19 protein-coding genes are annotated in these 23,030 nt (G+C 55.5%); 16 read left to right on the forward strand and 3 right to left on the reverse strand.

What is annotated here, in order from left to right; all coding sequences use genetic code 11:
- The first annotated feature begins 67 nt into the window (after positions 1–67).
- The 5 genes from zapE to sspB all read left to right on the forward strand — a co-directional run bounded on the left by zapE (position 68) and on the right by sspB (position 3,776).
- Positions 68–1,192 carry a cell division protein ZapE gene (zapE, locus tag C5523_RS02840; RefSeq protein ID WP_079497044.1) on the forward strand — a complete coding sequence of 375 codons (1,125 nt, stop codon included), beginning with the start codon at positions 68–70 and terminating at the stop codon, positions 1,190–1,192.
- Between the two features lie 292 nt (positions 1,193–1,484).
- A complete protein-coding gene (gene rplM, locus C5523_RS02845; RefSeq protein WP_013364512.1) occupies positions 1,485–1,913 on the forward strand; it encodes a 50S ribosomal protein L13 in 429 nt (142 codons plus the stop codon).
- A gap of 15 nt (positions 1,914–1,928) precedes the next feature.
- Positions 1,929–2,321 (forward strand): 30S ribosomal protein S9, encoded by a 393-nt coding sequence (gene rpsI / locus C5523_RS02850; protein WP_002437466.1) that lies wholly within the window; start codon positions 1,929–1,931, stop codon positions 2,319–2,321.
- A 314-nt stretch (positions 2,322–2,635) separates the two neighbouring features.
- Positions 2,636–3,274 carry a stringent starvation protein SspA gene (gene sspA / locus C5523_RS02855; protein ID WP_039077427.1) on the forward strand — a complete coding sequence of 213 codons (639 nt, stop codon included), beginning with the start codon at positions 2,636–2,638 and terminating at the stop codon, positions 3,272–3,274.
- Between the two features lie 4 nt (positions 3,275–3,278).
- Complete coding sequence (gene sspB, locus C5523_RS02860) at positions 3,279–3,776, forward strand: ClpXP protease specificity-enhancing factor (protein ID WP_039077428.1); 498 nt, start codon at positions 3,279–3,281, stop codon at positions 3,774–3,776.
- Positions 3,777–3,808: 32 nt separating this feature from the next.
- Here sspB and C5523_RS02865 read toward each other — a convergent pair whose 3' ends face one another.
- Positions 3,809–4,459 (reverse strand): TetR/AcrR family transcriptional regulator, encoded by a 651-nt coding sequence (locus tag C5523_RS02865; RefSeq protein WP_071194425.1) that lies wholly within the window; start codon positions 4,457–4,459, stop codon positions 3,809–3,811.
- Positions 4,460–4,624: 165 nt separating this feature from the next.
- Here C5523_RS02865 and C5523_RS02870 point away from each other — a divergent pair, with 165 nt between their 5' ends.
- The 11 genes from C5523_RS02870 to nanQ all read left to right on the forward strand — a co-directional run bounded on the left by C5523_RS02870 (position 4,625) and on the right by nanQ (position 16,418).
- The gene (locus tag C5523_RS02870; protein ID WP_052249198.1) at positions 4,625–5,413 is read left to right on the forward strand and encodes a 3-ketoacyl-ACP reductase; all 789 of its coding nucleotides are present in this window, start codon (positions 4,625–4,627) and stop codon (positions 5,411–5,413) included.
- A gap of 15 nt (positions 5,414–5,428) precedes the next feature.
- Positions 5,429–6,580 carry a Gfo/Idh/MocA family protein gene (locus tag C5523_RS02875; protein ID WP_039077430.1) on the forward strand — a complete coding sequence of 384 codons (1,152 nt, stop codon included), beginning with the start codon at positions 5,429–5,431 and terminating at the stop codon, positions 6,578–6,580.
- A gap of 9 nt (positions 6,581–6,589) precedes the next feature.
- A complete protein-coding gene (locus tag C5523_RS02880) occupies positions 6,590–7,423 on the forward strand; it encodes a sugar phosphate isomerase/epimerase (RefSeq protein WP_039077431.1) in 834 nt (277 codons plus the stop codon).
- 57 nt (positions 7,424–7,480) lie between these two features.
- Positions 7,481–8,704, forward strand: a complete 1,224-nt coding sequence (locus tag C5523_RS02885; protein ID WP_071194427.1) for an MFS transporter — start codon at positions 7,481–7,483, stop codon at positions 8,702–8,704.
- Positions 8,705–8,715: 11 nt separating this feature from the next.
- Positions 8,716–10,782: an FAD-binding protein gene (locus C5523_RS02890; RefSeq protein ID WP_108700566.1), complete on the forward strand. Its 2,067-nt coding sequence runs from the start codon at positions 8,716–8,718 to the stop codon at positions 10,780–10,782.
- A gap of 175 nt (positions 10,783–10,957) precedes the next feature.
- Positions 10,958–11,740 (forward strand): transcriptional regulator NanR, encoded by a 783-nt coding sequence (nanR, locus tag C5523_RS02895; RefSeq protein WP_369944395.1) that lies wholly within the window; start codon positions 10,958–10,960, stop codon positions 11,738–11,740.
- A gap of 145 nt (positions 11,741–11,885) precedes the next feature.
- The gene (gene nanA / locus C5523_RS02900; RefSeq protein ID WP_071194430.1) at positions 11,886–12,788 is read left to right on the forward strand and encodes an N-acetylneuraminate lyase; all 903 of its coding nucleotides are present in this window, start codon (positions 11,886–11,888) and stop codon (positions 12,786–12,788) included.
- A 107-nt stretch (positions 12,789–12,895) separates the two neighbouring features.
- Entirely contained in the window at positions 12,896–14,386 is a 1,491-nt protein-coding gene (locus C5523_RS02905; protein ID WP_071194431.1) for an MFS transporter, read from the forward strand.
- 6 nt (positions 14,387–14,392) lie between these two features.
- On the forward strand, positions 14,393–15,082 hold the full coding sequence (locus tag C5523_RS02910; RefSeq protein ID WP_071194432.1) for an N-acetylmannosamine-6-phosphate 2-epimerase: 690 nt from the start codon (positions 14,393–14,395) through the stop codon (positions 15,080–15,082).
- Complete coding sequence (locus C5523_RS02915; protein ID WP_071194433.1) at positions 15,079–15,954, forward strand: N-acetylmannosamine kinase; 876 nt, start codon at positions 15,079–15,081, stop codon at positions 15,952–15,954. Before C5523_RS02910 ends, C5523_RS02915 begins: the two co-directional genes overlap by 4 nt.
- Positions 15,951–16,418 carry an N-acetylneuraminate anomerase gene (gene nanQ, locus C5523_RS02920; protein ID WP_108700567.1) on the forward strand — a complete coding sequence of 156 codons (468 nt, stop codon included), beginning with the start codon at positions 15,951–15,953 and terminating at the stop codon, positions 16,416–16,418. Before C5523_RS02915 ends, nanQ begins: the two co-directional genes overlap by 4 nt.
- Before the next feature lie 62 nt (positions 16,419–16,480).
- Here nanQ and gltD read toward each other — a convergent pair whose 3' ends face one another.
- Positions 16,481–17,899: a glutamate synthase subunit GltD gene (gltD, locus tag C5523_RS02925; protein ID WP_079497052.1), complete on the reverse strand. Its 1,419-nt coding sequence runs from the start codon at positions 17,897–17,899 to the stop codon at positions 16,481–16,483.
- A gap of 9 nt (positions 17,900–17,908) precedes the next feature.
- Positions 17,909–22,369: a glutamate synthase large subunit gene (gltB, locus tag C5523_RS02930; protein WP_125123811.1), complete on the reverse strand. Its 4,461-nt coding sequence runs from the start codon at positions 22,367–22,369 to the stop codon at positions 17,909–17,911.
- Positions 22,370–23,030 lie beyond the last annotated feature (661 nt).

The raw sequence follows: 23,030 nt of genomic DNA on the forward strand, positions 1-23,030 counted from the left end.
GGTAGAACGACCTTTTTTTCGCCAACCCTGTGGGCAGGATCGATTTTCAAGGAATAACGATAACACCATGCAGAGCCTTACCCCGACATCGCGTTACCTCAATGCCCTCAACGAGGGTAGCCATCAGCCGGATGATGTGCAAAAAGAAGCTGTTAGCCGTCTTGATCTCATTTACCAGCAAATTGTGACCAAAGAACAATCCGCCCCGCAAAGCGGTGGCTTGATGGCGAAATTTGGCAAATTGTTAGGTAAGCGTGAGCCCACGACGCTTACCCCCGTACGCGGCCTTTATATGTGGGGGGGCGTCGGGCGCGGTAAAACCTGGTTAATGGACCTCTTTTATCAAAGCCTGCCTGGGGAACGGAAACAGCGTCTGCATTTCCACCGTTTTATGCTGCGTGTGCATGAGGAATTAACGCAACTACAGGGGCATAGCGATCCGCTGGAGATTGTCGCCGACCATTTCAAAGCCGAAACCGATGTGCTCTGTTTTGATGAGTTTTTCGTATCGGATATCACCGACGCCATGTTGCTCGGCGGGCTAATGAAGGCACTCTTCGCCAGAGGGATTACGCTGGTCGCCACTTCGAATATTCCGCCAGACGAACTTTATCGTAACGGGTTGCAACGGGCGCGTTTTTTACCGGCCATTGATGCCATCAAACAGTACTGCGATGTGATGAATGTCGATGCGGGTGTGGATTATCGTCTGCGTACATTGACCCAGGCCCATCTGTGGCTTTCGCCATTAAATGAAGAGACGCAGCAGCAGATGGATAAACTCTGGCAAGCGCTGGCAGGGGCAAAACGGGCTCATTCTCCAGTATTAGAGGTCAATCACCGTCCGCTGGCGACGCTGGGGGTGGAAAATCAGACGCTGGCGGTATCGTTCGCCACGCTGTGTGTGGATGCCCGCAGTCAGCACGACTATATTGCCCTCTCTCGTCTGTATCACACCGTCATGCTATTTGATGTCCCCGTCATGACACCGTTAATGGAGAGTGAGGCGCGGCGTTTTATCGCACTGGTGGATGAATTCTACGAACGGCATGTGAAGCTGGTGGTGAGCGCGGCGGTTCCGCTGTACGAGATTTATCAGGGCGAGCGACTGAAATTCGAGTTCCAGCGCTGTCTGTCTCGTCTGCAGGAGATGCAGAGCGAGGAGTACCTCAAGCGGCAACATATGCCATAACTGCCCGCTTCTCTGTGGGAGAGGGGCTGGGGGGGGGGGGGAGGGCATCAGACCGCACAGCCCCAACACCGAAAAAGCCTCTTCAAATCACAAATAGGGGTCGATCTTTGACCCCGACTTCTCTATAATCCTGCGACCCCACGTTACAAGAAGGTTTTTTTCCCAAAACTTTCTCTGCGCCGGCATAGGCTATTCGAAGGGGTAGGTTTGCTGGACAATGTCGTGTGAACCTCAACTGACTAAACGTTTGGGTGTTCACCAACGTGTAACTTATTATTTGGGTAAGCTTTTAATGAAAACTTTTACAGCTAAACCAGAAACCGTACAACGCGACTGGTATGTTGTTGACGCGACAGGTAAAACTCTGGGCCGTCTGGCTACTGAACTGGCACGTCGCCTGCGCGGTAAGCATAAAGCGGAATACACTCCGCACGTTGATACTGGTGACTACATCATCGTTCTGAACGCAGAAAAAGTTGCTGTAACCGGCAACAAGCGTGAAGACAAAATGTACTACCACCACACTGGCCACATCGGTGGTATCAAAGAAGCGACCTTTGAAGAGATGATTGCCCGCCGTCCTGAGCGTGTGATTGAAATCGCGGTTAAAGGCATGCTGCCAAAAGGCCCGCTGGGTCGTGCTATGTACCGTAAACTGAAAGTTTACGCTGGCAACGAGCACAACCACGCGGCACAGCAACCGCAAGTTCTTGACATCTAATCGGGATTATAGGCAATGGCTGAAAATCAATACTACGGCACTGGTCGCCGCAAAAGCTCTGCTGCTCGCGTGTTCATCAAACCGGGCAACGGTAAAATCGTAATCAACCAGCGTTCTCTGGAACAGTACTTCGGTCGTGAAACTGCCCGCATGGTAGTTCGTCAGCCGCTGGAACTGGTCGACATGGTTGAGAAACTCGATCTGTACATCACTGTTAAAGGTGGTGGTATCTCTGGTCAGGCTGGTGCGATCCGTCACGGTATCACCCGCGCTCTGATGGAGTACGACGAGTCCCTGCGTTCTGAACTGCGTAAAGCTGGCTTCGTCACTCGTGACGCTCGTCAGGTTGAACGTAAGAAAGTCGGCCTGCGTAAAGCACGTCGCCGTCCGCAGTACTCCAAACGTTAATTGCTTTCTGCGAAAGCAGAACGATTGGCGAAAAAACCCGGTTTCTACCGGGTTTTTTTATGGATAAAAATCACGTTATCCACAGTAATGAGTTGATTCTCTCTTCTTTTTCAGCATTTCCAGAATCCCCTCACCACAAAGCCCGCAAAATCTGGTAAACTATCATCCAATTTTCTGCCCAAATGCCTGGGATTGTTCATTTTTTGTTTGATGTTTAAACGAGAGTGACTGTGCGCGTGGGTGGGTTACCAACATCTCGCCGGTCAAAGTAAGACTGGTAGCAGTAAAAATACTGAATATACCTGGAGGTTTTCATGGCTGTCGCTGCCAACAAACGTTCGGTAATGACGCTGTTTTCTGGTCCTGTTGACATCTATAGCCATCAGGTCCGTATCGTGCTGGCAGAAAAAGGTGTCAGCTTCGAAATTGAGCACGTGGAAAAGGATAATCCTCCTCAGGATCTGATTGACCTCAACCCGAATCAAAGCGTACCGACTCTTGTCGATCGTGAACTCACTCTGTGGGAATCACGCATTATCATGGAATACCTGGATGAGCGTTTCCCTCATCCGCCGCTAATGCCGGTTTATCCGGTTGCGCGTGGTGAAAGCCGTCTTTACATGCATCGCATTGAGAAAGACTGGTACTCGCTGATGGAAGTGATCATGTCCAGCAGTGGCGCGCAGGCCGATAACGCCCGCCGTCAACTGCGTGAAGAACTGATGCAGATTGCTCCGGTGTTCGGCCAGAAGCCGTATTTCCTGAGTGATGAATTCAGCCTGGTGGATTGCTACCTGGCGCCGTTGTTGTGGCGTTTGCCGATTCTGGGTATTGAACTCAGCGGCGCAGGCTCTAAAGAGCTGAAAGGCTACATGACACGTGTTTTCGAACGCGATTCATTCCTCGCGTCTCTGACAGAAGCCGAGCGCGAAATGCGCCTGGGCCGGGGTTAATCGAATGGACTTGTCGCAACTGACACCGCGCCGTCCTTACCTGTTGCGGGCTTTTTATGAGTGGTTGCTCGATAACCAGCTCACCCCGCATCTGGTCGTCGACGTAACGTTGCCGGGTGTGCGCGTGCCCATGGAGTATGCGCGTGACGGGCAGATCGTGTTGAACATTGCGCCGCGAGCCGTGGGTAATCTTGAACTGGCGAATGATGAAGTGCGTTTTAACGCGCGCTTTGGCGGCGTCCCGCGTCAGGTTGCTGTGCCGCTGGCCGCTGTTCTTGCTATCTACGCACGTGAAAACGGCGCGGGTACGATGTTCGAACCTGAAACGGCATACGATGAAGACGTGGTCACGGTGAACGACGACGACGAAACCTCTCTGCCGGATGGCGAGACGGTGATGTCGGTGATCGATGGCGACAAACCCGATCATGCGGACGATAACGATCCGGATGATGATCCCCCACCACGCGGCGGGCGTCCATCGCTGCGTGTCGTGAAGTAACACAAAGGCAGGGTCAATCGACCCTGCTTTTTTTACGGCAGCAACCCCGGCGCCAGCCAACACGCGATCGTTTCGCGCATTACCTTCCGCCTTGTTACCAGCGCTTCCGGACGCTTAAGATCCTGCTGATAGATGATCGACAGCGTCGACTGGTTAATTAGATAGAAAAATCCCAAAGCCGACATTGTGATGTTTAGCTGCATCGCATCAATACCTGGGCGGATCGTCCCATCCTGCTGACCGCGTTCAAGAATGCGCTGGGTTATCGAAAGCCAGCTACTGTTGATGGGGACAATCGTATCCACTTCCTTAAGATGGCGCGCCTTAAGCTGGTTTTCACTGTTGAGCAACTGGATAAATTCCGGGTTCTCAAGGTAGTAGTGCCAGGTAAAATCCATCAGTTCAAGTACCGCGTCGCGGGCAGGCAGATGATCGAGTTCCAGTGCGGCCTCTTTGGTACGGATATCCTGGTACGCGGCCTGCAAAACATGGGTAAACAGCGTATCTTTGTTGTCGAAATAATAGTAAATCAGCTGTTTGTTCACGTTCGCCGTCGCGGCGATCTGATCAATCCTCGCCCCGTCAAAACCCTTTTCAGCGAACTCCTTTTTGGCTGCATCAAGGATCAGGCTTTTTGTGAGATCTGGATCATGCCTGCGCTTTGTTCTGGCTTCCCCTTTCATAGATCCTCCATTCAATTTATTGTTTTAATTGTAGTTTTAAATAAATCAACCAGTTGGTTGATTTTGAGAAGTCGATCATGAATTTAATTTTTCTCTCTTTCTATACTGCTTTTACAGTTTCAACTGTTTAGTTGAAATGTTTGGCACTCATCAGGGAGTATGCTCATGATCCATTCGCAACGTCCGGTAGCATTAGTGACAGGCTCGACACGGGGAATTGGTAAAGCGTGCGCGTTGGCGCTTGCCAGAGCCGGGTTTCACGTCGCAATCAACGGACGCGATAACGAAGAAGGTCGCGCCCGACAACAAGCCATGGTAGCGGAATTAGAACAATTTGGCATCGAAGCTCTGGCGTTACCGGGTGATGTTTCAGATTTAATTCTCCAGCAAGGGATGCTGGACACCGTTTTGCAACGCTGGGGGCGACTGGACTGCCTTGTCAACAACGCCGGGACGGCGGCAAAGCAGCGTGGCGATCTGCTTGAGGTCACGCCGGATAATTACCAATACTGTCAGGACGTCAACACCAGGGCAATGTTCTTCTTTTGCCAAAAAGCGGCGCGCGCCATGCTTTCGCAGGGTGAGCTTAATAATCAGCACCGCTCTATTATCAACATCACTTCCTGTAGCGCCCACAGCTTATCGATTTCTCGCGGGGAATATTGCGTATCGAAAGCAGCCGCCAGCATGGTGACGCAACTTTTTGCGCTGCGCCTGGCGGAAGAAGGCATCGGTGTTTATGAAATTCGCCCTGGTATCATCGAAACTGACATGACCAGCGGTGTGAAACCGAAGTATGACCAGTTGATCGGCGGCGGTCTGGTGCCGATGAAACGCTGGGGCCAGCCGACGGACATTGCCGTGGTCGTCGATGCGCTGGCAAACGGCAACTTACCTTTCACTGTCGGCCAAATTATTGATGTCGACGGCGGCCTGAACAAATCCCACTTTTAATTGCGAGGCACAGCAATGGCGACAATTTCCGTTGGCATCATCATGCATGGCGTAACCGGGCGGATGGGCAAAAATCAGCATCTGATCCGCTCCATCGTGGCAATTCGTGAACAGGGCGGCGTTGAGCTGGCAAACGGCGACAGGCTCATGCCGGACCCGATCCTGATTGGTCGTAATGAAGAAAAAATTGCCGCACTGGCGAAACAAACCGGTATCAGTCGTTGGGGCACGGATTTGGATGCGGCGCTGGCCAACCCAAACGATACGATCTTCTTTGATGCCGCCACGACGCAGGCGCGCCCCGGTTTACTGAAAAAAGCCATTGCCGCCGGTAAACATATTTACTGCGAAAAACCGGTAGCGGTCAGCCTGTCAGAAGCCGTCGAGTTATATCACTATGCAGAGCAGCAGGGCGTTTGCCACGGCGTGGTACAGGACAAACTGTGGCTGCCGGGGCTGCGTAAACTGCAAATGCTCAATCAGGCGGGCTTCTTCGGTAAAGTGCTGTCGGTTCGCGGCGAGTTTGGTTACTGGGTGTTTGAAGGTGATTTGCAGCCGACCCAGCGCCCGTCATGGAACTACCGTCAGGAAGATGGCGGCGGCATCATCCTCGATATGATCTGCCACTGGCGTTATGTCGTCGACAACCTGTTTGGCGAAATCAAAAGCATCAGTTGCCTGGGCGCGACCCATATTCCGGAACGTTTTGATGAGCAGGGGAACGCCTACAAAGCCACCGCTGATGACGCCGCCTACGCCACATTTGAACTGCACAATGGCACTATCGTGCAGATCAACAGCTCCTGGTGTGTCCGGGTGCGCCGCGATGACCTGGTGACTTTCCAGGTGGATGGCGTGAACGGTTCTGCGGTCGCGGGGCTGACTGATTGTCTGACGCAATCACGTGTGAACACCCCGAAACCTGTCTGGAACCCGGATGTTCGCCAGACACATGACTTCTTCGAAGACTGGGCGCCAGTACCTGATACCACCACCTATGACAACGCCTTCAAAGTGCAATGGGAACTCTTTCTGCGCCATGTTCATGGTGAAATCGACTTCCGCTGGAACCTGCTGGAAGGGGCAAAAGGGGTGCAATTGGTTGAACTGGCGCTGCAAAGCTGGAAAGAACGCCGCTGGGTCGATGTTCCGTCACTGGTGCGCTAAGGAGGCCGTATGCAACAGCCCGATCCACGTCGTTTATCGATGAATACCGCCACCGTCCGTAAGCAGTGGACGCTGGATAAGATCATCGACGGCTGCGCCCGTCATGAAATTCGCGGCATCTCGCCGTGGCGCGATCAGGTTCAGGCGCTGGGGTTAGAACGTACCGCGCAGATGATCCGCAGTAACGAACTGACCGTCAGCGGCTATTGCCGCGGCGGGATGTTTCCCGGCATCGATGAGGCGGCACGCCGTGCGGCGGATGACGATAACCGCCGGGCGGTAGATGAAGCACTGGCAGTGAATGCCGCCTGTCTGGTGCTGGTGGTGGGCGGCCTGCCGGGTGATTCGAAAGATATTGCCGGCGCACGTAGCCAGGTACGGGATGGTCTGGGCCGCCTGCTGGAGTATTCGCGCAAGGTGGGAATGCCGCTGGCGATTGAGCCGCTACACCCGATGTATGCCGCGGACCGCGCCTGCATAAACACCCTTGAGCAGGCCAACGATCTGTGTGATGAGCTCGGTGATGATGGGTTAGGAATGGCCGTCGATCTCTATCACACCTGGTGGGATCCAAAGTTTTTCCAGCAGATCGAACGCGCCGGACGGAAACGTATCCTGGGTTTTCACATCTGCGACTGGCTGGTGCCGACACAGCATCTGCTGCTCGATCGCGGCATGATGGGCGATGGGGTGATCGACATTCGCGCGGCCCGTCAGGCGGTGGAGGCGCTGGGGTATCAGGGGGCGCATGAAGTGGAGATTTTCTCCGAACACGACTGGTGGCAACGTGACCCGGATACGGTGCTCGCTACCTGCAAAGCGCGTCATTTAACGCATTGTTAATCAGATTTTGGCTGTATCTGATGTCTCGTCAGTCTTACCAGGTTAGTCGAGGGAATTATGAATACAGATACAAAAAAGATGATACTGGTGTCGGTGCTGTGTGGCCTTGGCTACATGATGTACTCCGTCGACCGTATGACTGTCTCCTCCGCCATTGGACTTATCGCGACGGATTTTGGGCTCGGTAGAGCCCAGTCCGGGATCCTGATGAGTTCATTCTTCTATGGCTTTATTGGTTTCTTATTTATCTCCGGGATTATCGCCGACAAACTCAGCGGCAAACCGGTGCTTATTCTTGGTTTAGTGATGTTCTCGCTCGCGACTATCCTGACGGGGGTGGCCGGTAGTCTGACATCGCTTATCTTTTACCGCGTGATGACCGGTATCGGCGAGGGGGTCTTCTGGCCCGCCGCATCGCTGGAAGTGGCCAACGTTACCACCGAGAAACAGCGCACCACAGTGATGTCCCTTTACTGGATGGGTTATCCGATTGGCGGCTTCTTCGGTACCTGGCTCGGCGCAATGCTCGGCCCGGTGTACGGCTGGCGCGTCGTGTTCTATGTCGCCGGGGCGCTGGGTCTGCTGGTAGCGCTGGCGTACGCCTTCATGGTGAAAAACGAGCCGAAAAAAGTGGTTGTCGCCACGACAAAAGAAAAAGTGCCGTTAAAACAACTGTTTCGTAACCAGTCCGTCATGCTGATGGCGTTCTATTACTTCCTGCTGCTGAGCGGCTGGTGGATTGTGTTGCTGTGGGCGCCGACCTTTCTGATGAATGTAAAACAACTGCCAATCAGTACCGCAGGAACCATTGCCAGCCTGCTGGGGCTGACCGGCGCGCTGGGGGGCTTCCTGCTTGGGCGTTTATGTGACCGTGGCGACTTCTCGCGTAAGCGTGCGGTGTTGATAGGCATCACGCTCGCCAGCAGTCTGCTGATGGCCGCGATGGTGCTGCAACTGCCGGTCTTCGCCGTGGTGATTCTGGTGTTGTTCCTCGGGCTGCTTGGTTATCCCATCACACCGCTGGTCCTCTCATTTACCGCCGAACTGGTACCGCCACAGCTTCGCGGCTCCGCCATTGGCTTTGTGATGAATGTCGGCATGACGGCCGGTGGGATTTCACCCGTCCTGGCGGGCTATTTCGCGGATAAATATTCCATGTCTGCCGTCTGGTTTGTCGCAGCCTGCGTGATGGTCGTCAGTTCGGTACTGCTGCTGGGGGTGCGTAAAGCACCCAGGCCAGTGAAAGAGATGGAAATATCCGGGCTGTCATCACGCGTTTAACGAGGTAAAACATGACCACAGCGATCCCGCAATCGATCCTGGAAGCGCTTACGAATGTCTCCATGCCGCGCCATGTCACGATGGCGCAGCCGCAACAGACGCTGGACGTGGCGGGATACCGTATTCCGCTCTACCACAGCGAGGCGTTAGTGATTGGCAGCGGCGCCGCCGGGCTGCGCGCGGCGGTGGAGTTGCGTCGCCGCAAAGTGGATGTACTGGTGGCGACCCAAACCTTGTTTTGGGGAACATCGGCCTGCTCCGGATCGGATAAACAGACCCTGCATACCGCCTCGACCAGTTTTCGTGGCGATAATTTTACAGCCCTCGCCAGTGCAATTGGCGCGGGTGGAGCGATGGATGCCGACACGGCGTATGTTGAAGCGGTCGGCTCGGTAGAGGCTTTTATCGGCCTGAAAAGCATGGGGCTTCCCTTGCCGGAGGACCGCTACGGCGCCGTATTGCGCTACCAGACCGATCACGATGAAGTGGGCCGCGCAACCAGTTGTGGGCCACGTACTTCCCGCCTGATGGTCAAAGTGCTGGCGGAAGAGGCGGTACTGCTGGGTGTGCCGTTTGTCGATCACGCGACAGCCGTACGTCTGCTCACCGAAGGGGAAGGAGAGCAGCGCCGGGTCGCCGGAGTGCTGGCCATTGTGAAAGGCGCACGGCAAGAGGATAACCCGTGGGGGCTATGTCTGATGCGTAGCGCGACTGTAGTCCTGGCGGCCGGTGGACCGGGTGAACTGTTCCGCGACAGCGTCTACCCGAAGCGCTGTTTTGGTTCGCTGGGGCTGGCACTGGAGGCGGGGATTGCGACGGTCAACCTGACGGAACATCAGTTTGGTATCGGTACGCGGCGCGATGAGTTCCCCTGGAACCTCTCCGGCACCTACGTGCAGAGCATGCCTTATATCTACTCGATAGATGCGCAGGGCCAGGAGCATAACTTTCTTGCCCGCTACTATCGCACCACGCGGGAGCTGGCCTCGAATATCTTCCGTAAGGGATATCAGTGGCCGATTCACGCCACGCGAATGCTGGATTTTGGCTCCAGCCTGGTGGATTTGGCTATCTATAATGAGTCGCAGGCCGGGCGCACGATCTATATGGATTTTAACCGCAATCCGCTGCCGGTACCGGGTGATGAACCCTTTGCCCTTGGCAATCTGGACGAGGATGTTTACCACTATCTGCGCAATAACGATGCCTGTCTGGAGCTACCGATTGCGCGCCTGCAGCGGATGAACCCGCTGGCCATTGAGCTTTATAAACATCATGGTCATGACCTGACAACACAGCCGCTGCCGTTTAACGTCAATCACCAGCATATGAATGGCGGGATTGCGGTAGATACATGGGGCCATTCGACGTTAAGTGGCTGCTATGCGATTGGCGAAGCGGCGGGCACGCACGGAGTAACGCGCCCCGGCGGTGCGGCGCTCAATGCCGGACAGGTCTTTGGGCTACGCTGCGCGAAGCATATCGCGGCGACGCCACGGTCCGCATCAGAGTCTCTTTTTGCCCGTGAAACGGCTGAGCTTTTGCAGCAGATCCAGCGTGACAGCAGCCATCCTCAGGCGTTGCGGATTGACGATATTCGTGACGAAATCCAGCAGCGCATGAGTGAGCGTGCCGGGTTTGTCTGTGATGCCGGGCAGGTACCTGGCGCTGTTCAGGCGGCCCGTCGACTCAATCAACGTATTGCGCAAAATGGGGTGGCAATAACCCATCCAAACCAGACGGCGTTTAGCCTCCAGTGGCGTCAGATGGCGCTGGCATCGGAAGCGTTACTGGTGGCGCTGGAAAGCTATATTGCCCGTGGCGGCGGTAGCCGTGGCGCACGGATGTTGTGCTCTGCACAGGGAGACGTCGCACCGCAAACACGTGAAGGGGTATTGTCTGAGTTTCGTTTCATCTCTGAAAAGGCGGAGCACCGACAGGAGCAAATACAGGTGACATGGCGCAACGGCGAGTTTGTTGTCGAGCAGCGGCCATTACGTACGCTTGATGACCTCTCGACGATCTTCTTTGAAAAGAACTGGCCGGATTATCTGACGGAGGAGATCTACCGACGTTAGTACTTTACTCAGGCTACGCTAGTGCGAGTAGCCTGGGTAAGCGAAGCGCCACCCGGGAATATTCCCACTCATCACTCGCCAACTTCCCCCTCTGGTGCTAACTTCGCCAGCCAGATATTCCTGTGATATGATGAAGTTGCTATCACATTTGTCACACTCCACTGTCATGAGCGCTATGAAATCATCAGATTCGCACGCTGAAAACACTGCTGAAAATATCGGGCGCACGCTGCGTCGCCGTCCGTTGGCGCGCAAAAAATTATCCGAGATGGTGGAAGAAGAGCTCGAGCAGATGATCCGCCGCCGGGAGTTTGCCGAAGGCGATGTGCTGCCCTCCGAGCGTGAGCTGATGGCGTTTTTCAATGTGGGCCGCCCCTCGGTACGCGAAGCGCTGGCGGCGCTCAAGCGTAAAGGATTAGTGCAAATCAGCAACGGTGAACGCGCCCGCGTTTCCCGCCCATCTGCCGATACCATCATTGGCGAGCTTTCCGGCATGGCGAAAGATTTTCTCTCCCGTCCCGGTGGTATTGCCCATTTTGAGCAGCTACGCCTGTTTTTCGAATCCAGCCTGGTGCGCCATGCGGCGGAACATGCCACGGATGAGCAAATTGAACGTCTCGGTAAGGCGCTGGAGCTGAACAGTCAGTCGCTGGACGACAACGCGCTATTTATTCGCTCCGATGTTGAATTCCATCGCGTACTGGCTGAAATCCCCGGTAATCCTATCTTTCTGACGATCCATGTTGCCCTGCTGGACTGGCTGATTGCCGCTCGCCCCACGGTGCCTGAAAAAGAGCTGCATCAGCACAATAACCTCAGTTATCAGCAGCATATTGAGATCGTCAATGCCATTCGCCAGCACGATCCCGATGCCGCCGATCGCGCATTGCATGTTCACCTCAACAGCGTTTTCGCCACCTGGCACGCGTTCGATAAACAGCAAAAATCCAGCAACTGATTGACCGATCCCTTTTGCGCGCTAGCGATCGTTTAGTGCGTTAGATCCCATTTAGCGTTTTCTCTCCCCGATGGCGATCATTTGAACTGGTATAATAGGTATAAAGGTATATAGTCAAAACGCACTCATGCAACAGGAGAAGATGATGACTGCTCAGTTAAGAGGGGTGATGGCCGCGCTGTTGACCCCGTTTGATGCCAGCGAAAAGCTGGATACCGAGAGCCTGCGCCGTCTGGTGCGTTTTAATATCAATCAGGGGATCGATGGGCTGTACGTGGGGGGATCCACCGGGGAAGCGTTCGTACAAAGCATTGCTGAGCGTGAACAGGTGCTGGAGATCGTCGCCGAAGAGGCGAAAGGCAAACTGACGCTGATTGCCCATGTCGGCACCGTCAGCACCCACGAAACCCGGCAGCTTGCGCAGGCGGCCAGCCGCTATGGTTTTGACGCCGTCTCTGCCGTTACTCCGTTCTACTATCCGTTCAGCTTTGAAGAGCACTGCGACCACTATCGTGCAGTGATCGACGCCGCTAATGGTCTGCCGATGGTGGTTTACAACATTCCGGCGCTGAGTGGGGTGAAACTCACGCTGGATCAAATCGACACGCTGGTTACCCTGCCGGGCGTGGGCGCGCTGAAACAAACATCGGGCGATCTCTTCCAGATGGAGCAGATCCGCCGGGCGAATCCGGATCTGGTGCTCTATAACGGTTATGACGAGATCTTTGCATCCGGGCTGATGGCGGGCGCGGATGGTGGTATCGGCAGTACTTACAACATCATGGGTTGGCGCTATCTGGGTATCGTTCGCGCGCTGCAAACGGGCGACATTGCCACCGCGCAGCGCCTGCAGGCGCAATGCAATGAGGTTATCGAGCTACTGATCAAAGTCGGTGTTTTCCGCGGCCTGAAAACGGTGCTGCACTACATGGATGTCCTGGCGGTACCGCTGTGTCGTAAGCCGTTCGCGCCGGTGGCGGAAAAATATTTGCCAGAACTTAAAGCGCTGGCGGCAGCACTGCAACAAGAGAAAGAACAACAACAGTGATCCGGATCTGTCTGTCCGGAGGCGCTGCGCTGGCCGGACAGACGGAGCCGCTCTTAACTCTGTCGGTCTACATAAGCGATGGGCAACGCCCATCGCGGGAGTATCACATGAGTACTGCTATGCAAAATATCCCGTGGTATCGCCATCTTGATCGGGCGCAATGGCGGGCTTTCTGCGCCGCCTGGCTGGGCTATCTGCTCGACGGTTTTGATTTTGTCCTTATCGCGTTGGTGTTAACCGAAATTCAGAGCGAATTTGGTCTGACGACGGTACAGGCGGCAAGCCTCATCTCCGCAGCCTTTATCTCCCGTTGGTTTGGAGGGCTGATGTTGGGCGCAATGGGTGACCGCTACGGCCGACGGTTGGCGATGGTCACCAGTATCCTTCTGTTCTCATGCGGTACGCTGGCCTGCGGGTTGGCCCCCGGCTTCACCACCATGTTTATCGCCCGGCTGGTGATCGGTATGGGGATGGCCGGAGAGTATGGCTCCAGCGCGACGTATGTGATTGAAAGCTGGCCCCGACAGTTGCGAAACAAAGCCAGCGGCTTTTTGATTTCCGGCTTCTCCGTCGGGGCCGTTATCGCGGCGCAGGTCTACAGCCTGGTGGTACCCGTCTGGGGTTGGCGCGCGCTGTTTTTCATCGGCATTTTGCCCATCGTCTTTGCCCTGTGGCTGAGGAAAAACATTCCGGAAGCGGAAGACTGGAAAGAGAGACATGCGGGTAAAGCGCCGGTACGCACGATGGTGGATATTCTGTATCGCGGCAAACATCGCGTGATTAACGTGGCGATGACACTCATTGCCGCGACCTCATTGTGGTACTGCTTTGCCGGTGAAATGAAGAATGCCGCGCTGGTGGCGATTCTTGGCCTGGTGTGCGCGTTTATCTTTATCAGCTTTATGGTGCAAAGCAGCGGAAAACGCTGGCCAACCGGCGTAATGCTGATGGTGGTAGTGCTCTTTGCGTTTCTCTACTCGTGGCCCATCCAGTCGCTGCTGCCGACTTACCTCAAAACCGAACTGGCCTATTCGCCTGCGACGGTAGCTAAGGTGCTGTTCTTTAGCGGCTTTGGCGCTGCGGTGGGCTGTTGTGTTGGCGGTTTTCTGGGCGACTGGTTGGGGACGCGCAAAGCCTACGTCTACAGTCTTCTCGCCTCCCAAATTCTGATCATCCCGGTGTTTGCCATTGGTGGCACCAACGTATGGGTTCTCGGTTTTCTGCTCTTCTTCCAGCAAATGCTGGGGCAGGGGATCTCAGGCATTCTGCCTAAACTGATCGGCGGCTACTTCGATACCGACCAGCGTGCGGCAGGTTTGGGATTTACCTACAACGTTGGGGCCCTGGGCGGCGCACTGGCACCAATCCTGGGGGCGCTGATCGCTCAGCGTCTGGATCTGGGTACCGCACTGGGATCGCTCTCCTTTAGCCTGACATTTGTGGTGATCCTGTTGATTGGGCTGGATATGCCGTCGCGCGTACAGCGTTGGCTACGCCCCGAAGCGCTGCGTACCCATGATGCGATCGATGGTAAGCCATTCAGCGGCGCGGTCAGCCACAGCGATGGTAAGAACGGGTTATTAAAAACGAAAGGATAACCAGACATGTCTCTGATAGCGAAAATGGATGCACAAATTGGCCGCCAGGGTGGGCTGGTGGTCTCCTGCCAGCCTGTTCCGGATAGCCCGCTGGATAAGCCGGACATCGTGGCGGCGATGGCACTGGCCGCCCAGCAGGCCGGGGCGGTGGCGGTACGTATTGAAGGCATTAACAACCTGCGTGCCGTCCGTCAGGCTGTATCACTACCCATCATCGGCATCATTAAACGCGACTTAACGGACTCCCCGGTGCGCATTACCCCTTACGCTGAGGATATCGATGCGCTGGCACAGGCGGGGGCAGATATTATCGCCATTGATGGTACCGATCGTATTCGCCCGGTTGCGGTGCGTGACCTGCTGGCGCGTATTCATCACCACGGGCTTATCGCGATGGCCGATTGTTCCTGCGAGCAGGATGGTTTGTATTGCCAGCAAACAGGAGCGGAGTTGATTGGCACCACGCTGTCTGGCTACACCAGCGAACACACCCCCGCAGAACCGGACCTGGCGCTGGTCACCACGCTCAGTCAGGCCGGATGCCGGGTGATGGCGGAAGGGCGCTATAACTCGCCCGAACTGGCGGCGCAGGCGAAGCGCCATGGAGCATGGGCGGTGACCGTCGGCTCAGCCATTACGCGGCTGGAGTACATTTGCCAGTGGTATTGCGATGCACTCCAGGAGGCAGCGACATGACCACGCTGGCGATTGATATCGGTGGCACCAAGCTTGCTGCCGCGCTGGTGGACGGTGACCTGCAGATTCACCAACGCCGTGAGTTGCCCACGCCCGCCAGTAAAACCCCGGATGCCCTGCGGGCGGCACTCCTGGCGTTGGTCGCCCCACTTGCCTCTCAGGCCCGGCAGGTGGCGGTTGCCTCAACCGGAATTATTCGTGAAGGTACCTTGCAGGCGATCAATCCACAAAATCTGGGTGGTCTGCTGCATTTCCCGTTGGTTTCGACCCTGACGGAGATAACGGGCTTGCCTGCGCTGGCGGTGAATGATGCGCAGGCCGCTGCCTGGGCGGAGTACCACGCATTGGGCGAGAGCATCGACGATATGGTGTTTATCACGGTTTCCACTGGCGTAGGCGGCGGTGTAGTGAGCGATGGTGTGCTGCGTATGGGCCATGAGGGGCTGGCAGGCCATTTGGGCCATACGCTTGCCGATCCTGGCGGTCCGCGCTGCGGCTGTGGGCGAGTGGGATGCGTTGAAGCGATCGCCTCCGGACGCGGTATCGCGGCAGCGGCGCAGGGTGATCTGGCAGGCTGCGATGCGAAAGCCATTTTTGCCCATGCGGCGAATGGGCATGCGCAGGCGCGCGAACTGGTTCAGCGCTCGGCGCAGACGCTGGCGCGCCTCGTTGCCGATGTGAAGGCGACCACGGACTGCCAACGTGTGGTGGTGGGCGGCAGTATTGGCCTTGCACCGGGGTATCTGACGCTAGTGCGTGCGTGTCTGGCCCTGGAGCCATCAGTCTATCGGGTGGTGTTAAGTGAGGCGCACTATCGCCATGACGCAGGATTACTGGGTGCCGCGCTGCTGGCGCAAGGAGTGAAAAAATGATGACAGGTGAAGTGGCGTCGCTCGCCCACTCGGGGTTGCATCCGGTGCTGCTGAATGCCTTGACGCTGGCACTGGATGCGCGCGTGCAGGAAAAGCCGCCGGGCAGTTACCCGCTACAGGGTGACGCTATCTTTATGAACATCATGCAATTTTCCACACAACCCGCGGAACAGAAGAAGGCCGAGCTGCATGCGCATTACATTGATATCCAGCTATTGCTGGCGGGTGAAGAGCGCATTTTGTATGGCATTCCAGGGTCTGCACGACAGTGCGATGACTGGCATGTTGAGGACGATTATCAGCTTTGCGCCGCGATTTGTGCCGGGCAGGTTGTCACGCTAACGCCTGGCATGTTCGCGATTTTTATGCCGGGTGAGCCACATAAGTCGGGGTGTATGGTGGGTACTGCGCAAGAGATTAAAAAGGTGGTAATTAAGGTCTGTGCCAGCCTGCTTACGGCATAAAAAAAGCCGGATGGTGTACCATCCGGCTTTTTCTTGCCTGCCCTGGATTTCCGGGAAAACCCTTATACTTCAAGCCAGTTGAGGATGCCGTCTGCCGCTTTACGGCCTTCGGCGATGGCGGTGACCACCAGATCGGAGCCGCGAACGATATCACCACCGGCAAAGATTTTCGGGTTGCTGGTCTGGAACGCGTTCTCGCTGCCTTCCGGGGCGATGATGCGGCCCTGAGAGTCCAGCTCGACGCTGTGTTTCGCCAGCCATTCCATGCTGTGTGGGCGGAAACCAAACGCCATCACGACCGCATCAGCCGGTACCACATGTTCGGAACCCGCAACGATCTCCGCACGACGACGGCCTTTGGCATCTGGCGCACCCATTTCGGTACGCGCCATTTTCACGCCGCAGACTTTTCCGTTGGCATTCACTTCGACACCCAGCGGCTGCACGTTGAACTGGAATTCCACACCCTCTTCGCGCGCGTTTTTCACTTCGCGTTTTGAACCCGGCATATTTTCTTCATCACGGCGGTAAGCACAAATCACATTGGTGGCACCCTGACGAACAGAAGTACGCACGCAGTCCATTGCGGTGTCGCCACCACCCAGAACAACAACGCGTTTGCCTTCCATGCTGATGAAGGGTTCGTCAGTCGATTCACCAAAGCCCATCAGTTGTTTGGTATTCGCGATGAGGAATGGCAGCGCGTCGAATACGCCATCGGCATCTTCGTTTTCCAGACCGCCACGCATCGACTGATAGGTGCCGACGCCAAGGAATACCGCGTCATAATCTTTCAGCAAGTCATCAAGCTGTACGTCACGACCGACTTCGGTATTCAGCTTGAATTCAATCCCCATGCCAGTGAAGATTTCGCGACGGCGGGTCATCACCTCTTTTTCCAACTTGAATGCCGGGATGCCGAAGGTGAGCAGACCACCGATTTCCGGATGGCGGTCAAACACCACTGCTTTGACGCCATTACGGGTCAGCACATCGGCGCATGCCAGACCTGCCGGACCTGCACCGATAATCGCCACGCGTTTGTCCGTCTGCTTCACGCCGGTCATATCCGGGCGCCAGCCCATCTCGAACGCTTTATCATTGATGTAGCGCTCGATGTTACCGATGGTGACCGCGCCGAACTCATCATTCAGCGTACAGGAACCTTCACACAGGCGGTCCTGCGGGCAAACGCGCCCGCAGACTTCCGGCAAGGTGTTAGTCTGGTGAGACAGTTCAGCGGCCTCAAAAATACGCCCTTCGTTGGCCAGTTTCAGCCAGTTCGGGATGTAGTTATGGACCGGACATTTCCATTCGCAGTACGGGTTACCACAGGAGAGGCAGCGATCTGCCTGCGCCTTGGCCTGGCCTTCCGAAAATGGCTCGTAGATTTCAATAAATTCAATCTTACGGATCTTCAGCGGTTTCTTTGGCGGATCCACGCGCTGTAAGTCGATAAACTGGTATACGTTCTGACTCATTGCTGCCCCTTACTGCGCCTGCACACGCAGCTCTGCTGCGCTACGACTACGATGACCCAACAGTGCTTTCACATCACTGGACTTCGGTTTAACCAGTGCGAATTTCTCCGCGAAGGCTGGCCAGTTAGCCAGAATCTCTTCGCCGCGAGATGAACCGGTATGGTGCACATGCTCGGTAATCAGACCGCGCAGATGCTCTTCGTGGATGGCGAGGTCATCGACGCTCAACACTTCCACCAGTTCCGGGTTCACACGTTTGCGGAACTCGCCGTCTTCATCCAGGACATAGGCGAAGCCGCCGGTCATCCCTGCGCCAAAGTTCACGCCTGTTTTACCGAGGATACAGACGATACCGCCGGTCATGTATTCACAACCGTTATCGCCGATGCCTTCCACGACAGTAATCGCGCCGGAGTTACGCACGCCGAAACGTTCACCCGCGCGGCCTGCGGCATACAGACGACCACCGGTTGCGCCATACAGGCAGGTGTTACCGATAATGCTGGCCTCGTGGCTACGATAAGCAGAACCTACCGGCGGACGTACCGCGACTAAACCGCCTGCCATGCCCTTGCCTACGTAGTCGTTGGCATCGCCAGTCAGATACAGCTCAACGCCACCGGCGTTCCAGACGCCAAAGCTCTGGCCTGCGGTACCGCTAAAGTGCACGGTAATCGGATCCGCCGCCAGCCCCTGATCGCCATGCGTTTGCGCGATGTAGCCAGACAAAGACGCACCGACAGAACGGTCCGTGTTGCGGATATCAAACCAGAACGTTTTGCTCTGACGTTCGTCGACAAACGGTTTGGCCTGCTGCAGCAACTGCGCGTTCAACACGCCGTTGTCGAACGGCGGGTTGTTTTCGGTGCAGTAGAGCGCTTTGCCAGGATGCGGCTCGGCGGTTTCCAGCAGTTTCGACAAATCCAGCTTCTGTTGTTTGGCGGTGAAACCGTCCAGCTCTTTGAGCAGATCGGTGCGGCCAATCAAATCCACCAGGCGTTTCACGCCGAGCTGCGCCATTAACTCACGCACTTCGCGGGCGATAAATTCAAAGTAATTGGTCACTTTGAACGGCAGACCGTGGTAGTGGTTTTTACGCAGTTTTTCATCCTGAGTTGCTACGCCGGTTGCGCAGTTGTTCAGGTGGCAAATACGCAGGTATTTACAGCCCAGCGCCACCATCGGGCCGGTACCAAAGCCGAAGCTTTCCGCACCAAGGATTGCCGCTTTGATGATGTCCTGGCCGGTTTTCAGACCGCCATCTGTCTGTAAACGAATTTTGTGGCGCAGACCGTTGGCCACCAGTGCCTGTTGGGTTTCCACCAGGCCCAGTTCCCACGGACAGCCCGCATATTTCACCGATGACAGCGGGCTCGCACCGGTACCGCCATCGTAACCGGCGATGGTGATGAGATCCGCATAGGCTTTCGCCACGCCGGTCGCGATGGTGCCGACGCCCGGTTCGGAAACCAGCTTCACGGAGATCATCGCTTTCGGGTTGACCTGTTTCAGGTCGAAAATCAGTTGCGCCAGATCCTCGATAGAGTAGATATCGTGGTGCGGCGGCGGAGAAATCAGCGTCACGCCCGGTACGGAATAGCGCAGTTTAGCGATGTACGGGGTCACTTTATCGCCCGGTAACTGACCGCCTTCACCCGGTTTCGCACCCTGAGCGACTTTAATCTGAATCACGTCAGCATTGACCAGATACGCCGGGGTGACGCCGAAGCGACCGGAAGCGACCTGTTTAATGCGTGAAACTTTGTTGGTGCCATAGCGCGCCGGGTCTTCGCCGCCTTCACCGGAGTTGGAGAAGCCGCCGAGGCTGTTCATGGCTTCTGCCAGCGCTTCATGCGCTTCCGGGCTCAATGCGCCGATGGACATTGCAGCGGTATCAAAGCGTTTGAACAGTTCGCTTGCCGGTTCAACGTCGTTGATGCTGACGGTTTCGCCGTTCGGCGTGATAGCCAGCAGGTCGCGAAGGGTCGCTGCCGGACGCTCATTCACCAGTTTGGCGTACTGCTGATAGTCGCTGTACTCGCCACTCTGGACGGCTTGCTGCAGGGTGCGCACCACATCCGGGTTATAGGCGTGGTATTCACCGCCGTGAACGTATTTCAGCAGACCGCCCGCTTCGAGCGGTTTACGTGCCAGCCAGGCGCGTTTGGAGAGGTTCAGCAGATCCTGCTGGAAGTCAGCAAAACCTGCGCCGCTGATACGGCTGACCACGCCCTGGAAGCAGAGTTCGGAAACCTCTTCGTGCAGACCAACGGCTTCGAACAGTTTTGAGCAACGGTAAGAGGCAATCGTCGAGATGCCCATTTTGGACATGATCTTGTACAGCCCTTTGTTGATGCCGTTGCGGTAGTTCAGCATCACCGTGCGGTAATTCTTCTCAATGGCTTTGGTATCGACCAGTTTTGCCAGCGTTTCGTACGCCAGGTACGGATAAATCGCGGTGGCGCCGAAGCCCAGCAGCACTGCAAAATGGTGCGGGTCACGGGCACTGGCGGTTTCTACGATGATGTTGGCATCGCAGCGCAGGCTTTTCTCAACCAGACGGGTCTGCACCGCGCCAACCGCCATCGGGGCCGGTACCGGCAGACGGTTTTTAGCGATGTTACGGTCAGACAGCACCAGCAGCACGGTGCCGTTACGCACCATCTGTTCTGCTTTATCGCACAGCGCTCTCACTGTCTCTTCCAGCGAGGTTTCGGTCACATCGAAAGTGATGTCCAGCACATCTGCGCGGTAGTGCTCCTCTTTCATGGTGGTGAGCTGCGTGAAATCGGAGTACAGCAGGATCGGCGATTTGAAGCTCAGACGGTGTGCCTGGCCTTCTGCTTCACAGAAGACATTCATCTCACGACCGATACTGGTGGCCAGCGACATCACATGGGCTTCACGCAGCGGGTCAATCGGTGGGTTCGTCACCTGTGCGAACTGCTGGCGGAAGTAGTCGTAAATGATACGCGGCTGGCTGGAGAGCACAGCAAACGGGGTATCGTCACCCATTGAGCCGACCGCTTCCTGGCCGTTTTCACCGAGTACGCGGATAACAGAATCCAGCTCTTCGAAGCTGTAGTTAAACTGCTTCTGATAGCTTGTCAGCAGGTCGTCATCCATTTCGCGGATGCCAACCTGGTCATCGGCCAGATCTTCAAACGGCACCAGACGGCGAACGTTTTTCTCCATCCATTCTTTATAAGGATGGCGGCTTTTCAGATCGTCATCGGTCTCTGCGGAGTGCAGAATGCGACCGCCACGGGTATCGATAACCATCAGCTCGCCCGGACCGACGCGGCCTTTTTCGACCACTTCGTCAGGCTGATAATCCCAGATGCCCACTTCGGAGGCACAGGTGATCAGCTTATCTTTGGTGATGACATAGCGTGCCGGACGCAGGCCGTTACGGTCCAGGTTACAGGCCGCGAAACGGCCATCGGACATGACGATGCCCGCCGGGCCATCCCAGGGTTCCATATGCATGGAGTTAAAATCGAAGAAGGCGCGCAGGTCCGGGTCCATATCCGGGTTGTTCTGCCAGGCTGGTGGTACCAGCAGGCGCATGGCGCGCACGATATCCATCCCGCCGGCCAGCAGCAGTTCGAGCATGTTATCCATGGAGCTGGAGTCAGAGCCGGTTTCGTTGACGAACGGCGCGGCATCATGCAGATCCGGGATTAGCGGGGTCTGGAATTTGTAGGTACGCGCGCGTGCCCACTGACGGTTACCGGTGATGGTGTTGATTTCACCGTTATGCGCCAGATAGCGGAACGGCTGTGCCAGCGGCCAGCGCGGTACGGTGTTGGTGGAGAAGCGCTGGTGGAACAGGCAAATGGCCGATTCCAGACGCAGATCCGCCAGGTCCAGGTAGAAGCGCGGCAGGTCAGCCGGCATACACAGACCTTTATAGATGTTCACCAGGTTAGAGAGGCTACAAACGTAGAACTCTTTATCTTCCTGCAGACGCTTTTCAATGCGACGGCGGGCAATAAACAGACGGCGCTCCATATCACGCGGGCGCCAGCCAGCAGGGGCGTTAACAAAAATTTGCTCAATACGAGGCAGCGAGGAGAGGGCGATTTCACCGAGTACCCCTTCGTTGGTTGGCACATCGCGCCAGCCGACAATAGACAGGGTCTCACGTTGAAGTTCTTCTTCTACAATACGGCGAGATGTGCTGGCTTTTTCTGGATCCTTATTCAGGAATAGCATACCAACAGCATAGTTTTTGGCTAAACGCCAGCCGCGCTCTTCCGCAACGATACGGAAGAAACGATCGGGTTTTTGCAGCAGCAGACCGCAACCGTCGCCGGTTTTACCATCAGCGAGGATTGCGCCACGGTGCTGCATGCGGGCCAGTGCGTGAATAGCGGTACGCACTACCTTGTGGCTAGGTTCGCCTTCTATGTGGGCGATCAGGCCGAAACCACAGTTATCCCTCTCAAGGGATTTATCGTACAACATATCAGTGAACCTCCCCAGGCTCTGCGGGACTCCCATCCGATACCGATTGCGCGCGGGCACAGCAAGAGCATGGCGACGGGGCTAAATAAAGCCTCGCATGTCGCCCTCTTTAATTTCCTTTTCGCATCGGTACACAAGTGTTGAGGACTTGCTTAAGAGGGAATCTCAATAACTGCATAAATATGATGAGCAGACCACTCATCCAGAAAGCTTCCAGCGGATTCCCAACTTATCGGGAATCCGTACACAGGTCAAATGCCAGGCTTATTTATCTAATAATGTGCCAAAGGATGTTTAATTAATTGATATGTAAATGAATTTAACCTTATTTACAATCAATAAGCCCAGCGCGGAGCGGCAGAGTAATGTGATCTGACTCACTATCGGGAAGCGTTGTTAATGCGTTACCCTACTAAGGGAAATGTGGATTTCAGAATATTATTCTGAGAATGTTCTTATGAGCACATGAACGCACTGTTTTTCACTTGTGACACTATTTCTGCAAAATATCGTCTGAACATAAGGAAAAGTAATTGCCCGAGGAGTGCATGAAATTGCGGTAATCTTGACTGGTTATGCAATGAATAAAAGCCTTGCCGGGCGATTGATCCACATCATCGCCGTCGAAAGCTAAAAATGGCAGGCTTGGCCTCTTTTCAAA

It is taken from the genome of Phytobacter sp. SCO41, assembly GCF_003073275.1.
GTDB classification, from domain to species: domain Bacteria; phylum Pseudomonadota; class Gammaproteobacteria; order Enterobacterales; family Enterobacteriaceae; genus Phytobacter; species Phytobacter diazotrophicus.

What these genes read in the sequence shown, in the direction of transcription:
- zapE (WP_079497044.1), top strand. Translation starts at nt 68, where the DNA reads ATGCAGAGCCTTACCCCGACATCGCGTTACCTCAATGCCCTCAACGAG.
- C5523_RS02865 (WP_071194425.1), bottom strand. Translation starts at nt 4,459, where the DNA reads ATGAAAGGGGAAGCCAGAACAAAGCGCAGGCATGATCCAGATCTCACA.
- C5523_RS02870 (WP_052249198.1), top strand. Translation starts at nt 4,625, where the DNA reads ATGATCCATTCGCAACGTCCGGTAGCATTAGTGACAGGCTCGACACGG.
- sspB (WP_039077428.1), top strand. Translation starts at nt 3,279, where the DNA reads ATGGACTTGTCGCAACTGACACCGCGCCGTCCTTACCTGTTGCGGGCT.
- C5523_RS02885 (WP_071194427.1), top strand. Translation starts at nt 7,481, where the DNA reads ATGAATACAGATACAAAAAAGATGATACTGGTGTCGGTGCTGTGTGGC.
- nanQ (WP_108700567.1), top strand. Translation starts at nt 15,951, where the DNA reads ATGATGACAGGTGAAGTGGCGTCGCTCGCCCACTCGGGGTTGCATCCG.
- C5523_RS02905 (WP_071194431.1), top strand. Translation starts at nt 12,896, where the DNA reads ATGAGTACTGCTATGCAAAATATCCCGTGGTATCGCCATCTTGATCGG.
- gltB (WP_125123811.1), bottom strand. Translation starts at nt 22,369, where the DNA reads ATGTTGTACGATAAATCCCTTGAGAGGGATAACTGTGGTTTCGGCCTG.
- C5523_RS02890 (WP_108700566.1), top strand. Translation starts at nt 8,716, where the DNA reads ATGACCACAGCGATCCCGCAATCGATCCTGGAAGCGCTTACGAATGTC.
- C5523_RS02880 (WP_039077431.1), top strand. Translation starts at nt 6,590, where the DNA reads ATGCAACAGCCCGATCCACGTCGTTTATCGATGAATACCGCCACCGTC.
- sspA (WP_039077427.1), top strand. Translation starts at nt 2,636, where the DNA reads ATGGCTGTCGCTGCCAACAAACGTTCGGTAATGACGCTGTTTTCTGGT.
- nanA (WP_071194430.1), top strand. Translation starts at nt 11,886, where the DNA reads ATGACTGCTCAGTTAAGAGGGGTGATGGCCGCGCTGTTGACCCCGTTT.
- C5523_RS02910 (WP_071194432.1), top strand. Translation starts at nt 14,393, where the DNA reads ATGTCTCTGATAGCGAAAATGGATGCACAAATTGGCCGCCAGGGTGGG.
- rplM (WP_013364512.1), top strand. Translation starts at nt 1,485, where the DNA reads ATGAAAACTTTTACAGCTAAACCAGAAACCGTACAACGCGACTGGTAT.
- C5523_RS02875 (WP_039077430.1), top strand. Translation starts at nt 5,429, where the DNA reads ATGGCGACAATTTCCGTTGGCATCATCATGCATGGCGTAACCGGGCGG.
- rpsI (WP_002437466.1), top strand. Translation starts at nt 1,929, where the DNA reads ATGGCTGAAAATCAATACTACGGCACTGGTCGCCGCAAAAGCTCTGCT.
- nanR (WP_369944395.1), top strand. Translation starts at nt 10,958, where the DNA reads ATGAAATCATCAGATTCGCACGCTGAAAACACTGCTGAAAATATCGGG.
- gltD (WP_079497052.1), bottom strand. Translation starts at nt 17,899, where the DNA reads ATGAGTCAGAACGTATACCAGTTTATCGACTTACAGCGCGTGGATCCG.
- C5523_RS02915 (WP_071194433.1), top strand. Translation starts at nt 15,079, where the DNA reads ATGACCACGCTGGCGATTGATATCGGTGGCACCAAGCTTGCTGCCGCG.